Annotated in this window: 11 protein-coding genes; all 11 read left to right on the forward strand. The window is 67.6% G+C overall.

The genetic code is table 11. The annotated features are described in order from the left end of the window. Positions 1-65: 65 nt before the first annotated feature. The 11 genes from ABD172_RS03555 (at position 66) to ABD172_RS03605 (ending at position 13,983) form a co-directional block, all read left to right on the forward strand. Positions 66-935, forward strand: a complete 870-nt coding sequence (locus ABD172_RS03555) for a polysaccharide deacetylase family protein (RefSeq protein WP_344306994.1) — start codon at positions 66-68, stop codon at positions 933-935. Further along, positions 932-1,708 (forward strand): SDR family NAD(P)-dependent oxidoreductase, encoded by a 777-nt coding sequence (locus ABD172_RS03560; protein WP_344306996.1) that lies wholly within the window; start codon positions 932-934, stop codon positions 1,706-1,708. Before ABD172_RS03555 ends, ABD172_RS03560 begins: the two co-directional genes overlap by 4 nt. Next, positions 1,705-2,466, forward strand: a complete 762-nt coding sequence (locus ABD172_RS03565) for an SDR family NAD(P)-dependent oxidoreductase (RefSeq protein ID WP_344306998.1) — start codon at positions 1,705-1,707, stop codon at positions 2,464-2,466. The genes ABD172_RS03560 and ABD172_RS03565 overlap by 4 nt, the downstream gene beginning before the upstream one ends. Positions 2,467-2,546: 80 nt before the next feature. After that, complete coding sequence (locus tag ABD172_RS03570) at positions 2,547-4,262, forward strand: ABC transporter substrate-binding protein (protein WP_344307000.1); 1,716 nt, start codon at positions 2,547-2,549, stop codon at positions 4,260-4,262. Positions 4,263-4,610: 348 nt separating this feature from the next. Further along, a complete protein-coding gene (locus ABD172_RS03575; protein WP_344307002.1) occupies positions 4,611-6,155 on the forward strand; it encodes an ABC transporter substrate-binding protein in 1,545 nt (514 codons plus the stop codon). 158 nt (positions 6,156-6,313) lie between these two features. Beyond that, positions 6,314-7,954, forward strand: coding sequence for an amidohydrolase (locus ABD172_RS03580; RefSeq protein WP_344307004.1), 1,641 nt, complete (start codon positions 6,314-6,316; stop codon positions 7,952-7,954). A 238-nt stretch (positions 7,955-8,192) separates the two neighbouring features. Beyond that, positions 8,193-9,761, forward strand: coding sequence for an ABC transporter substrate-binding protein (locus ABD172_RS03585; RefSeq protein ID WP_344307006.1), 1,569 nt, complete (start codon positions 8,193-8,195; stop codon positions 9,759-9,761). Positions 9,762-10,040: 279 nt separating this feature from the next. Further along, the gene (locus tag ABD172_RS03590) at positions 10,041-10,985 is read left to right on the forward strand and encodes an ABC transporter permease (RefSeq protein WP_344307008.1); all 945 of its coding nucleotides are present in this window, start codon (positions 10,041-10,043) and stop codon (positions 10,983-10,985) included. Between the two features lie 25 nt (positions 10,986-11,010). Beyond that, the gene (locus tag ABD172_RS03595) at positions 11,011-11,901 is read left to right on the forward strand and encodes an ABC transporter permease (protein ID WP_344307010.1); all 891 of its coding nucleotides are present in this window, start codon (positions 11,011-11,013) and stop codon (positions 11,899-11,901) included. 7 nt (positions 11,902-11,908) lie between these two features. Then, positions 11,909-12,907, forward strand: a complete 999-nt coding sequence (locus tag ABD172_RS03600; RefSeq protein ID WP_344307012.1) for an ABC transporter ATP-binding protein — start codon at positions 11,909-11,911, stop codon at positions 12,905-12,907. Next, complete coding sequence (locus ABD172_RS03605; RefSeq protein WP_344307014.1) at positions 12,904-13,983, forward strand: ABC transporter ATP-binding protein; 1,080 nt, start codon at positions 12,904-12,906, stop codon at positions 13,981-13,983. The genes ABD172_RS03600 and ABD172_RS03605 overlap by 4 nt, the downstream gene beginning before the upstream one ends. The last annotated feature ends 44 nt before the right edge of the window (positions 13,984-14,027 follow it).

Here is a 14,027-nt window from a genome sequence, read left to right on the forward strand (position 1 = left end):
CGGCGGTTCCCACCTCCGCAGCCCGTCGGCTGCCACCCAGGTACCCGCTCGAAAGGTTCCCCACCATGTCACGCGCCTGCATCACCTTCGACTTCGACGCGATCTCCCTGTGGATCGTCCGCGGAATGACGACCCCCGGTCCGGTGTCCCGCGGTGAGTTCGGCGCGTATGCGATCCCGCGCATCCTGAAAGCCCTCGGCGACCGGGACATCACCGGGACCTTCTTCATCCCCGGCCACACGGTGGAGACCTACCCGGAGGAATCGCGGATGATCCGTGACGCCGGGCACGAGATCGCCCTCCACGGGTATGCGCACGAACTCGTGTCGAACCAGACCCCGGAGGAGGAGGCCGCGAGCGTCGACCGGGCGATCGAGGTCTTCGACCGGGTCCTCGGCGTGCAGGCGATCGGCCTGCGCACCCCCGCCTGGGACTACACGGATGCGACGATCGGCATCATCGAGGACCGCGGCCTGCTCTACGACTCGAGCCTCATGGGCCAGGACTACCGCCCGTACTGGGTGCGCAAGGGGGACGTCGTCCACCCCGACCGCGCGACCGAGTTCGGGGAACGCACCGGCATCGTCGAGATCCCGGTGACGTGGACCCTCGACGACTACCCGCAGGTCGAGTACCTCAAGACCGCCACCTCCGTCATGCCCGGACCGAAGACCGCGAAGGAGATGTTCGACAGCTTCCACGACGACTTCGTATACATGCAGCGGATCGACCCCGAGGGCATCCACATGGTGACGATGCACCCGCAGGTCACCGGTCGCGGGCAGCGCATGCTCCACTTCGAGGACTACCTCGACCGGCTCATCGCAGACGGCGCCGAGTTCGTCACCTGCGAGCAGATCGCGCGTGACTTCGTGGCGGAGCAGAGTGCTGCAGAGCAGGCCACTGCGCAGACTGGTGGGGTGACCCCGGCATGAGTGACCCGGTCGCCGTCATCACCGGGTGCGCAGGAGGGATCGGCACCGCGCTCGTTGCCCGGTTCGTGCGCGAGGGCCGGTACGTCATCGGCGTCGATGTCGCCGCCCCCGAGGACGTCGCCGCGCTCCCGGCCGAGCAGCAGCCCGGCACCTATGTGCAGGCCGATGTGAGCACCCCCGCCGGCTGGGAGACGGTCACCGCCGCGATCGAGGCCCACGGCGCCGGACTCACGACCCTCGTGAACTGCGCGGGGATCGGTGGCCGCCAGAACCTCCTCGACACGACACTCGAACAGTGGGACGCCGTCCTCGGGGTCAACCTCACCGGGACGTGGCTCGGGATGAAGACCTGCCACCCGTACCTCGCCGCCGTCGGTGGTGGCGCCGCGCGTGACGGGGCTCCGGGCGCCTCGATCGTGAACTTCGGGTCGATCTACGGACAGCTCCCGCCGCCTGTCGAGGGCAACACCCCGAGCAGCCCCGCCTACCAGGCCTCGAAGGCCGGGATCATGGCGCTGTCGAAGACCGCCGCGAGCGAATGGGCCGCCGACGGGATCCGCGTGAACGCCGTCGCCCCCGGGCTGTTCCGCACCCACCTCACCGGCACCCTCGACCCCGAGGCGTACGCCTCCCGCCTGCGCCCGATCGCGATGCGCCGCGACGGCGACGTGAACGAACTCGCCAATGTCGTGTACTTCCTCACGACCGACGAGGCCTCCTACGTCACCGGGACGACCGTGAACGTGGACGGAGGTTTCCCGCTGTGGCTGTGAGTGGAACCACCATCGCCGTCATCGGTTCGAACGGGGCGATCGGCGCCGCCGTCGTCGAGGACCTCCTCGCGAACGGCGTGCAGGTCCTCGGTTTCGACCGGGGCGACACCCCGCGGGATTCCCGCATCGTCCACCACGCTCTCGACTTCGCGGATCTCGACGCCGGCACCGCGGCGTTCCGCGCCGTCGTCGAGGACCATCGGGACACGCTCTCGGGGCTCGTCATCGCCTCGGGCCTGTACCCCGCCCGGCACATGGCGGACGAGACCCCGCAGACCCTCGCCGACCTCCTCCTCGTGAACACCGTCGCCCCGGCGGTCCTCGTCGAGGCGTACGTCGCGGGGATCCTCGGAACCGCCTCGGCTGCGCCGCGGCCGCAGTCGATCGTCGTGACCTCCTCGCTCGCGGCCCGGAAGGCGCGGATCGGTTCGGGTGCGTATTCGGCCTCGAAGACCGCGCTCGAGAGGCTCATGACGACGACCGCACTCGAGCACCTCGGCACCGGGATCCGCATCAACTGCGTCCAACCCGGGTACGTCTCGAGCCGCTCGGAGATCAACCCGATCCCGGCGGACTACGAGGAGATGATCGCCCGCCGCAGCGGCGGGCTCGTCGTCCCCGCGGACCTCGTCGGAATCTACCGCTGGCTGCTCTCGGACGCCTCGGCACTCGTGAACGGCGAGTGCCTCGCGATCGACGGCGGCCTCCACATCGGCCGGACCGACGACAGTGCCTGGGTGGACGACGGGCACCGCTGAAGGACGATCGGGATCGGCGCGGCCGGTTCGGCGAGGACAGTGAGAGGGATCCGATGACGGAGGCGAGTAGCGTGACGGTCATGCACAGGCCCACCCCACCGCGCCCGATCGACACCGCCCGTCGGGGCACGAGCGTGCGGTTCACCGCCACGCTGCGGGCGGGCGCACTCGTCGTGCCCGGGCGGTTCGACACGCCCCTCGGTGCCGATCTCGATGCGGTGCTCCGTTCCTTCCTCGCCTCCGGACTGCCGCACCTCGGCTTCTACCTCGTGCGCGGGCGGGCACGTTCCCGCGTCCGGGTCTCCCGCGCATCCGGTTCCCGCGACACGTGCACGGTGGAGGTCACCGCCCGTCAGGAGTTCCACGGACTGTCCGTCCAGGAGCACCGGGTCGCGAGCCTCGTCGCGTGCGGCCTCAGCAACCCGGAGATCGGCGAGGCGCTCGCGTGCTCCCGGCGTACCGTCGATCGGCACGTGAGCAATGCGCTCGCCCGCCTCGGCCTGCAGAGCCGGTCCCAGATCTCCACGCTCGTCGCCCTCGGCGAGGGGTGGGTCGCACCCCTGCCGTGGATCCCGCACCTGTCCGGGATGCTCCCCGTCCTCGCGGCGCTCACCGGGCAGGACACCGGGGCCGAGGCGGTGCCGGGACCCTGGGGCGCCTCGGCTCCGGTGGCCGGCCCGACGGCGCCTGTCCTCCGGATCGGATCCCTCGTCCCGGCGGGGGAGGAGCGCAAGCTCGACGCCGTCGCGATGGCCCGTGGGGAGGACCTCGCGGCAGCCACGGATCTGCGCGAACGACCGGGGGAGACCCGGGTGGAGATCACCCGCGTACGCGCGACCGCCGCCGATGCGCCCCGCGCTCTCGCCGAACTCGCCGCCTCCGGGTGCCATGCCGTCGTCCTCGGGAACTTCCCACCACCGGTCGCCGTCGACCTCCTGCGGGGGACGAAGGACCTCGGGATCCCCGTGCTTCACTCGATGGTCGATCGGCGCCTCGCGGAGTTCGTCGGACCCACCCGCGGCTACGACCACATCTTCCAGATGTGCTCGGACGAGACCGTGTACGTCCGTGCATTCGCGACCTTCGTCCGGGAGGTCGTCGCGGAGAACGGTGCACGGCCCGCGTCCATCGCTCTCCTCGTGCGTCGCGACGAGTCCGCGGAGGCGAAGCAGGTTCTCACCGGGTTGCTCGACCTCGCGGACGGCCACCGGGTCCACGTCATCGAGTACGACGACGGGGTCAACTGGGCCGGCGTCGCCCTCGAACTCCAACAGCTCGCGCCGGATGCCGTCTACATGGGTGTCTACACGGAGACCGCGCTCGTGTCCCTCCTGCAGTACCTGCGCGGAGCGGACGTCACGAGTCACTACTACTGCGTGTGGGTGCCCGGCATCCCCGGGTTCACCCGGCGCAACGCCGCACTCAGTGAGGGGCTCGTGTGGACGACCCTCGTGGGCAACACCGAGAACTGGCTGGGGACCCGGTTCCGGCGGTTGTTCGAGGAGCGGTTCGGGGAGGACCCCGGGATCGGCAGTGCCGCCGTCCACTACGACATGGTGAAACTCCTCGAACGCGCGTGGCAGCAGGTCGGCGGGTCCGCCGTGCCCGAGGACCTCACCGCCGGCCTGCAGACCGTCCAGTACCAGGGCGTCACCGGATCCTTCCACTTCGACGGCGGGCGCCGGCGGGCGCTCTGCTATCCCTTCGACACCGACGACCCGACGATCGGTCAGCCATACCTCACGTTCCGGATCCGGGACGGGAAGTCCGAGGAGATCGGCCGCACGCGGGGTTGAGGGCGTCCTCGGCCGTAAACACGAGGAAATCCGGTAGAAGCGGCTCTTGAGAACCGTCCCTACCGGATTTCCTCGTGTGTGAGCAGTGCGGCGGGTCGGAGAAAACCGAAACTCGTCCGTAACCGGTGCCGAATACCTTGTACGGTGTCTGTGATGGCGATCACCCCTCGCCGTAGCACCTGTCGTCAACCCGTTCCCCGCTGACAGATCGACCGCACCGGCCCATCCCCAGGAACCTCCCGCTGTACCCGGCCCGTGCGGTGACCGACACCCAGGATCCCCGAACCGAAAGGTTCGCCCGTGACTCCCCTCCACCCGCCCCGTCCCTCCTCCCCGAAAGAGTCCCTCATGAAGAAGACACGCAGCCTCCTCGCAGGACTGTCACTCTCCGGCCTCGTCCTCCTCGCCGCGTGCGGTGGGGGATCGGCCGGCGAAGTGGACACGACCGAACTCAATATCGCCGAGGGTGCGCAGCCGCCCTCGCTCGATCCGCACATCTCCACCGCGAATGCGACCGCGGACTTCCTCCGCGGCGTGTACGAACCCCTCGTCGCCTTCGACGAGAACGAACAGGTCCAGCCCGTCCTCGCCTCGGAGATGGTGCCGAACGAGGACTGGTCGGAGATCACCTTCACGATCCTCGAGAAGACCTTCCACGACGGTTCCGCCCTCGACTCCACGGACGTGAAGGACTCGATCGAACGGTGGCAGGATCGCAGCCCTGCGGGTGCCTACTTCAAGGACGTCACCTGGGAGACCCCGGACGAACGGACTCTGGTCTTCAGGAGCCCGCAGCCGTTCTATGCCGCGATGACGCTCCTCGCGGACCCCTATCAGTTCCCGGCGATCACGACCTCCGAGGCGATCGCCTCGGCACCCGAGTCCGGTCTCGCGGAATTCGTCGGTACCGGCCCCTACCAGTTCGTCGAATGGGCCGACAACCAGTACGTGCACCTCGAGAAGTACCCCGAGTACGTGCCGCACGAGAACGACTTCGGCAACGTCGCGGGTGCCCGCGAGGCCGTGTACGACAACATCTACTACCACATCGTGCCGGACGCGAACACGCGTCTGTCCGGCCTGCAGACCGGTGAGTACGACATCGCCACGCAGATCCAGCCGGACCAGAAGGCGCAGATCGAGAACGATCCGAACTTCACCGTCGTCACCGAACTCACCGGTATCAACGGTCCGGTGTTCAACAAGGGTGAGGGTCTGCCGTTCGCGAACGAGGACCTCCGCCATGCCGCCTACGTCGCCCTCGACATGGAGGAGATCGAACTCGGCGCCTTCGCCTCCCCGGACAACTTCGTCCTCAACGGTGCGCTCGCCGCCGAGGGATCCCCGTTCTACTCGGACGAGGGACTCGAGGAGTACAACTCCGCGGATGCCGCGAAGGCGAAGGAGTATCTCGATGCGGCCGGGTACGACGGTGAACCGATCACCTTCATCGCCACCCGCGACTACCAGGCGCACTACGACACCGCGGTCGTCGTCGAGCAGCAGCTCAAGGAAGCCGGATTCAACATCACCCTCGAGGTGTACGACTGGCCGACCGTTCTCCAGAAGGCGAGCGAACCGGACTCCACGGACCTCTACATGTCCGCGTGGGCGACCGCCGCGATCCCGACGAAGTACACGTTCATGAGCACCCAGGGCAACGGCAAGACGAACGACGCGAAGCTCTTCGAGGCGATCGACGCGATGCACTACTCGGCGTCCGCCGAGGAGGCCGCCGCCGGTGCCGCCGCCGTGCAGCGGGAGACCGCCCGGTACCTCCCGATGATCAAGATGGGCGACACGAAGTCGACGAGCGCGTGGAGCGCGGACATCGACGTCGAGGTCCCGCCGGGAGTCGGCCCCCTCGCGTACAACGCGAAGCCGGTCGAATGACCCACCCGAGGTGAAGCCGCCGAGGCGCTGCGTACCCCGCGCGGCGCCTCGGCGGGTCTCGCCGTGCCCGGCCCCGCCGGTGCCGTTCCGGCAGCACCTGCCCGTCACCACACTCTCCCCTCCCGAACCCCCCGATCCCCGAGAGAAGGACGATCCCCATGGCATTCCAGGCCGACGCCGTCTTCGAGAACGGCACCTTCCACACCCTCGCCTCCGAGGGAGCGAGGGTCTCCGCGATCGCCGTCCTCCACGGTCGCATCATCGCGGTGGACGCGGACGCGACCGCGCTCGAGGCGAAACAACGTCACGACCTCGGCGGCGCCGTCGCCGTTCCGGGCTTCCACGACGCCCACCAGCACCTCACCGGGCGCGGGAAGGCCCTCAACTCGCTCGACCTCGTGGACCCGGGGATCGACTCGCTGCAGAAGCTCTACGACGCCGTTGAGCAGTTCGTCCTCGACCACCCCGAGAAGACCGTGATCATCGGCCGTGGCTACGACCAGTTCCGGTTCGGCGAGGTCCACCCCGACCGCGAGAGTCTCGACAAAATCGCCGCCGGCAAGCCCGTGTACCTCGAACACGTGTCCGGGCACATGGGCGTCGTGAACACCGCTGCCTTCGAGGCCTGCGGGTACACGGACATGACGGCGGTCCCGGACGTCGACGGCGGGTACGTCGACCGCGACGAGCACGGGGCGGTGACCGGGCTGCTGCAGGAGAAGGCGAAGGACCTCGTGCGGAAGGTCGCGAAGTTCCAGGACGTCACGGAGATCGAGGACAACATCGCGGCCGCCGCGGCCCTCGCACTCAGCCAGGGAACGACGATGATCACCGAGCCGGGGCTCGGCGCGATCAACGGCATCGGGAGTTCCGAGGTCGACTTCGCGGCGTACCAGAACGCCCTCGAACACGGTCGCCTCGGCCTGCGTGCGGTGCTCATGCCCTACCTCACGACCCTCCACCCGTACACCGAGACGGGGGAGGGGCGCCGCGGCCTCGACCTCGGGATCCGCACCGGGTTCGGCAACGAGTTCCTCCGGATGGGGCCGGTGAAGGTCCTCACCGACGGATCGCTCCTCGGCCGGTCCTCCGCGATGAACGACTGCTTCCACGGGCACGACCAGGCCGGCTTCATGCTGTGGGACGTCGCCGAGCTCGAGGCGATGCTCACCGAGGTCTACGCCGCCGGATACGCCCTGTCCCTCCACGCGATCGGGGACCGGGCGGTCGACCACGCGATGGACATCCTCGAGAAGGTGCAGAACGGGTCGGACCGCACCGCGCACCGCAACCGGATCGAACACTACGGCGTCTCCACCCTCGAGCAGGTGCAGCGTGCCGCGGACCTCGGGATCACCCCCGTGCCGCAGGGCAGTTTCGTGTCGATCCTCGGCGACAACATGATGGACGCCCTCGGCCCCGAACGCTCCGCCGGCTGCTACCGGATGAAGGCCCACCTGAACGCCGGGAACGTGCTTCCGGGCTCCTCGGACTGTCCCGTCGCCGACGGCAGGCCGCTGCTGGGCATCCACGACATGGTGAACCGTCTCACGAGCACCGGCGTGCCCTGTGCCCCCGAGGAAGCCCTCACCCCGTACGAGGCGTTCCGCGCCTACTCCTACGGGTCCGCCTACGCCGCCGGGATCGAGGACGAGTTCGGCACCCTCGAGGTCGGGAAGTTCGCGGACTTCGCCGTGCTGAGCGAGGACCCCTTCGCGATCGACCCGAGCGGCATCTCCGCCATCGACGTCACCACCACGGTGGTCGGCGGGGAGGTGAAATACAGCATCGCCGGGTGACCGGGGCGGACGGGCGCGTGCCGGCTTGCCGACACGCGCCCGTTACGTCAGGATGTGTTCCACGTCATTGTGAGGTAACTCATAAGAAACATGTCGTTCGTAGTGTCGCGGTGTTCTCCCGCGGCGGCCGCACCGTCGCGGGCGCCGCGGTACCGGGAGTCCGACCGGGAAACCCGTCGAGAACCCCTCGGCACTGCGGCTCGATACCCGGTAGATTCCCCTCGACAAGAGAGTCCCCATGAACAAGCTCACCCGCATCACCGCTGCCGCCGGCGCCGTGTCCGTCCTCGGACTCCTCGCAGCCTGCGGCGGAGGCGGCTCCACGTCCGGCAGCGCGGACACCACGGAACTGCAGATGGCGTACACCTCGCAACCGGCGACCCTCGACGCGCACAGCTCGACCGCCGAGGCGACCTTCGACTTCATGCGTGGTGTCTACCAGGGCCTCGTGTCGCTCGACATGGACCAGATGCCCCAGCCGCAGCTCGCGGAGTCGATCGATCACAACGAGGACTACTCGGAGTACACCTTCCACCTCCGTGACGTCACGTTCCACGACGGCTCCGCGCTCGACTCGCAGGACGTCATCGACTCGCTCGAACGGTGGTTCGGGCTCGCTCCCGCGGGCAAGTTCTTCGAGAACGTCGAACTCACCGCGCCGGACGAGAAGACCGTCGTCATGACCTCGCCGGAACCGTTCTACGCGGCACTCACCCTGCTGGCGAACAACCAGAACCAGTTCCCGGCGATCACGACCTCGGAAGCCGTGGCGTCCGCGGGCACCGAGGGTCTCACCGAATTCATCGGTACGGGCCCCTACAAGTACGTCGAGTGGAAGCAGGACCAGTTCTTCCACGTCGAGAAGTTCGAGGACTACGTCGCACCGGAGAACGACTTCACCGGCGGCGCCGCTCCTGCGGCTCCCGTGTACGACGACATCTACATCAACATCGTGCCGGACGCGAGCACCCGGATCTCCGGCCTGCAGACGGGCGAGTACGACATCGTCTCCCACGTCGACTTCGACCAGGTCGAACAGGCGGAGGGCGGTGGCAATGCCCGTGTCGAGGTCTTCCAGAAGGGCCTGTCGGGCATGACCTTCAACAAGAAGGAGGGCTCCCCGATGGCGAGCGAGGACCTGCGCCAGGCGGTGCTCGCCTCCCTCGATATGGAAGCCATCATGATGGGCGCCTTCGGTTCCGAGGAGTGGTTCGGTGTCGACGCCGGCCTCGCCACTCCCGAACAACCCGCGTGGCACACGGATGCCGGCGGCGAGAACTACAACAAGCCGGATCCGGCGCGGGCGCAGCAGCTCATGGACGCGGCCGGCTACGACAACGAGCCCATTCGTATCACCGTCACCCGTGACTACCCGGACCACTACAACACCGCGATCGTCGTCGAGCAGCAGCTCAAGGCCGCCGGCTTCAACGTGGAGATGGTCGTCACCGACTGGCCGACGGTGCTCGACACCCAGAACAACACGATGGACTGGGAGCTCGGCTTCTCCTCGTGGTCGCCCCAGTCGATCCCCACGCGCTACACCTTCATGAGCCAGCAGTCCGCGGGTGCGATCGAGGACCGGGCGTTCTTCGACGCGGTGCACGCCGTGAACTTCTCCTCCTCCGAGGAGGACGCGCAGGCGGCCATGGCCGTCATGCAGGAGGAGTTCTACCGCTTCCTCCCGATGGTGAAGTTCGGCAACAAGTCCGGAGCCGTCGGCATCAGCAGCGAGATCGCGGAGTACGACATCCAGCCCGGTGCCGGTTCCATGGGCATCTACTACAACGCGAAACCGGCGGAGTGACGCTCCTCCGGTCCGACGGACGGTGATCCCTCCGGTGCCGGTGGGCCGGGCGTTCCGACGCCTCGGCCCGCCGGCGCGAGGGATCGCCGACAGTGGTCCCGATGTCGCGATTCCGACAACCCGACCTGTGAGCCCCACCGGTCCGTCACCGGACCGTGACCACCGGAAAATCCACGGTGGTCGGGTGGAAACTCATCCGTAACGTCCCCCTCCTAGCGTGACAGTGTCAGAGGTCACACCCCGCCCTGAACAATCCCCATCCCCCTCGAGAGGCTCCCCATGACGAGTTACGTCATCAAGCGAATTCTCGCCCTGATACCCGTTCTCGCGGTCGTCGCAGTGGCCACCTTCCTGCTCATCCACATGATGCCCGGTGACCCCGCCGCCGTGATCCTCGGCCCCGAGGCCACCGTCGAGGAGATCGAGGAACTGCGTGAGGCCCTCGGTCTCAACGCGCCGCTGCCCGTGCAGTTCTTCTCCTGGCTCGGTGACGTGTTCACCGGTGACCTCGGCACCTCGATCTTCACCGGTGACGCCGTCACCGTCATGCTCTTCAACGCGCTCGGACCGACGATCGCGCTCGCGATCTTCGCGGAGATCCTCGCGCTCCTCATCGCGGTCCCGGCCGGCATCATCGCCGCCCGCCGCCGCGGCACCGCGCTCGACCAGGGAATGATGGGCGGTGCCCTCCTCGGCATCTCCGTCCCGAGCTTCCTCCTCGGTCTGCTCCTCATGCTCGTGTTCGCGGTGTGGCTCAAGGTCCTGCCGGTGGCCGGGTACGCCCCACTGTCCGACGGGCTCGGACAGCACCTGCGGTACCTCATCCTCCCGGCGGTCGCGCTCGGCACGATGCAGGCGGCACTCATCGCCCGCATGACCCGCTCCTCGATGCTCGACGTGTTCGCGCAGAACTACATGAAGACCGCGAAGGCGAAGGGACTCACCGAGCGTCTCCAGGTGCTCAAGCACGCACTGCGCAACGCCTCGCTGCCGATCCTCACGACTGTCGGCCAGTCCTTCGGCACGCTCATCGCCGGCGCAGCCGTCGTGGAGACCGTGTTCAACATCCCGGGCATCGGTCAGCTCATCGTGAACTCCGTGGAACGACGTGACTTCGTCGTCATCCAGGGCGTCGTCCTCATGATCGCGGTGGCGTACGTCCTCATCAACCTCATCGTCGATCTCCTCTACAGCGTCCTCGACCCGCGCGTCCGGTTCGACTGAGCGCCGGTCTACGAAAGGACTTCCGATGACCACAGCTACCCTCGAACCCGGTTCCGCGGTTCTCCCCACCTTCAGGAAGACGTCCAACGCCCGCCTCATGTGGAAACGCATCAGCGGCAACACCATGGTGATGACCGGCGGTGGGATCCTCCTCTTCTTCACCCTCCTCGCGGCCCTCGGCCCGCTCATCTACCCGCAGGACCCCCTCGCGGTCGACACCGCGAACCGACTGGCGGCCCCGAGCGGCGCACACCCGCTCGGCACCGACAACTACGGTCGCGATATCCTCGCCCGCGTCATGGAGGGCGCCCGCGTCTCCCTGAGCGTCGGCTTCGCCGCGTCGATCCTCACCTCGGCGGCCGGCATGGCGATCGGTCTGATCGCGGCCTACAACAAGGTTGCGGACGCGATCCTCATGCGGATCATGGACGGCCTCATGGCCTTCCCCGGGATCCTTCTGGCGATCGCGATCATGGCGGCCCTCGGCCCGCAGACGACCAACGTCGTCATCGCCCTCGTCATCGTCTTCACCCCGTACGTCGCCCGCATCGTGCGGTCCTCGGCGATCTCCGTGAAGGAACAGACCTTCGTCGAGGCGCTCCGGGCCCAGGGCGCGAGCCTCTGGCGGATCCTGTTCATCAACATCGCACCGAACATCGTCTCGCCGCTCATCATCCAGGCGACCTTCGTCTTCGCCGACTCGATCATCACCGAGGCCGCGTTGAGCTTCCTCGGCGCCGGTGTGCCGCCACCGGCACCCTCGTGGGGCAACATCCTCCTCGACGGCAAGACCATGATCTACAACGGCTGGTGGATGACCGTCTTCCCGGGTGTCGCGATCATGGCGACGGTGCTCGGTATCAACCTGCTCGGTGACGGTCTGCGCGACCTCTTCGACCCCAAGTACAAGAAGTGAGGCCCTCATGACTGCTACGGCCACTCAGACAGTGCTCTCCGTGGACAACCTGCGGACGGGCTTCTGGACCGAAACGGGCGACGTCACCGCGGTCGACGGGGTCTCCTTCTCCGTCGCCCCGGGCGAGGTGCTCGGCGTCGTCGGCGAATCCGGGTGCGGCAAGTCCGTCACCGTGGAGTCGATCATGCGTCTGCTCGACGAGAAGTACACGTCGTACACCGGAGAGGTGAACTTCGACGGCAAGAACCTGCTCGACCTCTCCGAGAAGGAGATGCAGCAGTACCGCGGTTCGAAGGTCGGCATGATCTTCCAGGACCCGATGAGCTCGCTCAACCCCGTGTACACGGTGGGCGAGCAGATCGTCGAGGGCATCCGGGCCCATATGGATCTCTCGAAGGCAGATGCGAAGGCCCGGGCCATCGAGATGCTCAAGCTCACCGGCATCCCCTCGCCGGAGAAACGGTTCTCGGAGTACCCGCATCAGCTCTCGGGCGGTATGCGCCAGCGTGTCGTCATCGCGATGGCCCTCGCCTGCCAGCCGAAGCTCCTCATCGCCGACGAACCGACGACCGCGCTCGACGTCACCACCCAGGCACAGATCCTCGACCTCATCGACAACCTGTGCAAGGAGTTCGACACCGGCACGATCTTCATCACGCACGACCTCGGTGTCGTCGCGGAGATCTGCCACCGGGTCGTCGTCATGTACCTCGGCCAGGTCATCGAGGAGACGAACGTCGAGGACCTCTTCGACAATCCGCGTCATCCGTACACGCTCGGGCTCATTCGTTCGACCCCGTCGATGGAGGCCGAACAGGACGAGGACCTGCACATCATCCCGGGCCGTGTCCCGACCCTGCACAACGTGCCCTCCGGTTGCCGCTTCGCCGCCCGGTGTGCGCTCGCGACGGACCACTGCCGCGAGAACGCCCCGGAACTCGAGGAATTCGCACCCGGGCACAAGGTGCGGTGCTTCCGCGCCGCCGACATCGAGGAGATGAAGTGACTCAGGCTCCCGCCACCACCCCGGCCACCGGCCGGGCGCGCAATGTCATCGAGGTCGCGAACCTCAAGAAGGAATTCACCGTCCGCAGTCCACTCGGTCTGCGCACCGGATCCGTCAAGGCCGTCGCCGGAGTGAGCTTCGCGCTGCGCGAGGGGGAGACCCTCGGCGTCGTCGGCGAGTCCGGTTGCGGCAAGTCGACGACGGGCCGGCTCGTCCAGAGTCTCATCACGCCGACCTCCGGCAGCGTCACCTTCATGGGCAAGGACCTCGACACCGCCTCGAAGGCCGAACGCCGCGAGTACCAGGCCGCGGTGCAGATGATCTTCCAGGACCCGTACTCCTCCCTCAATCCGCGCAAGCGCATCGGATCGATCCTCGAGGAGGCGCTGCGGATCCACGGTGTGCGTGACCGGAAGGTCCTCAAGGCCCGCGTCATCGAGGTCCTCGAGACCGTCGGGTTCTCCGAGGAGCACTACTACCGGTTCCCGCACGAGTTCTCCGGCGGTCAGCGTCAGCGCATCGGCATCGCCCGCGCGCTCATGGTGAACCCCAAGGTCATCGTGTGCGACGAGCCCGTGTCCGCACTCGACGTCTCCATCCAGTCGCAGGTCCTCAACCTGCTGCGCAAACTGCAGCGGGAGAAGAACCTCACGTACATGTTCATCTCCCACGACCTCTCCGTCGTGAAATACATCGCGGACCGCGTCGCCGTCATGTACCTCGGGAAGATCGTCGAGCTCGCACCGACGAAGGAGCTGTACGCGTCCCCGAAGCACCCGTACACGAAGGCTCTGCTCTCGGCGGTGCCCGTGCACCACCCGCGGGACAAGAAGGACCGTGAGATCCTCCAGGGCGACGTCCCCTCGCCGCTCAACCCGCCGAGCGGCTGTGTGTTCCGCACACGCTGCCCGATGGCGATGGAGGTATGCGCACAGAAGGAACCGACCACCGTCACCCTCGAGGGCAATCACCAGGTCGCCTGCCACCTCTTCACCGAGGAGGCCACGCACAAGGCGATCCACAGCGGCTCCGGCGCTGGGTCCCCGGCCTACGCGTCCGAGGCGCCCCGCTCCTGAGGCGTCCACGTCGCCCGGAATCCTCCCCGCGGGTTCCGGGCGAC

The sequence above is a fragment of the Brevibacterium samyangense genome (assembly GCF_039529845.1).
Taxonomy (GTDB): Bacteria; Actinomycetota; Actinomycetes; order Actinomycetales; family Brevibacteriaceae; genus Brevibacterium; species Brevibacterium samyangense.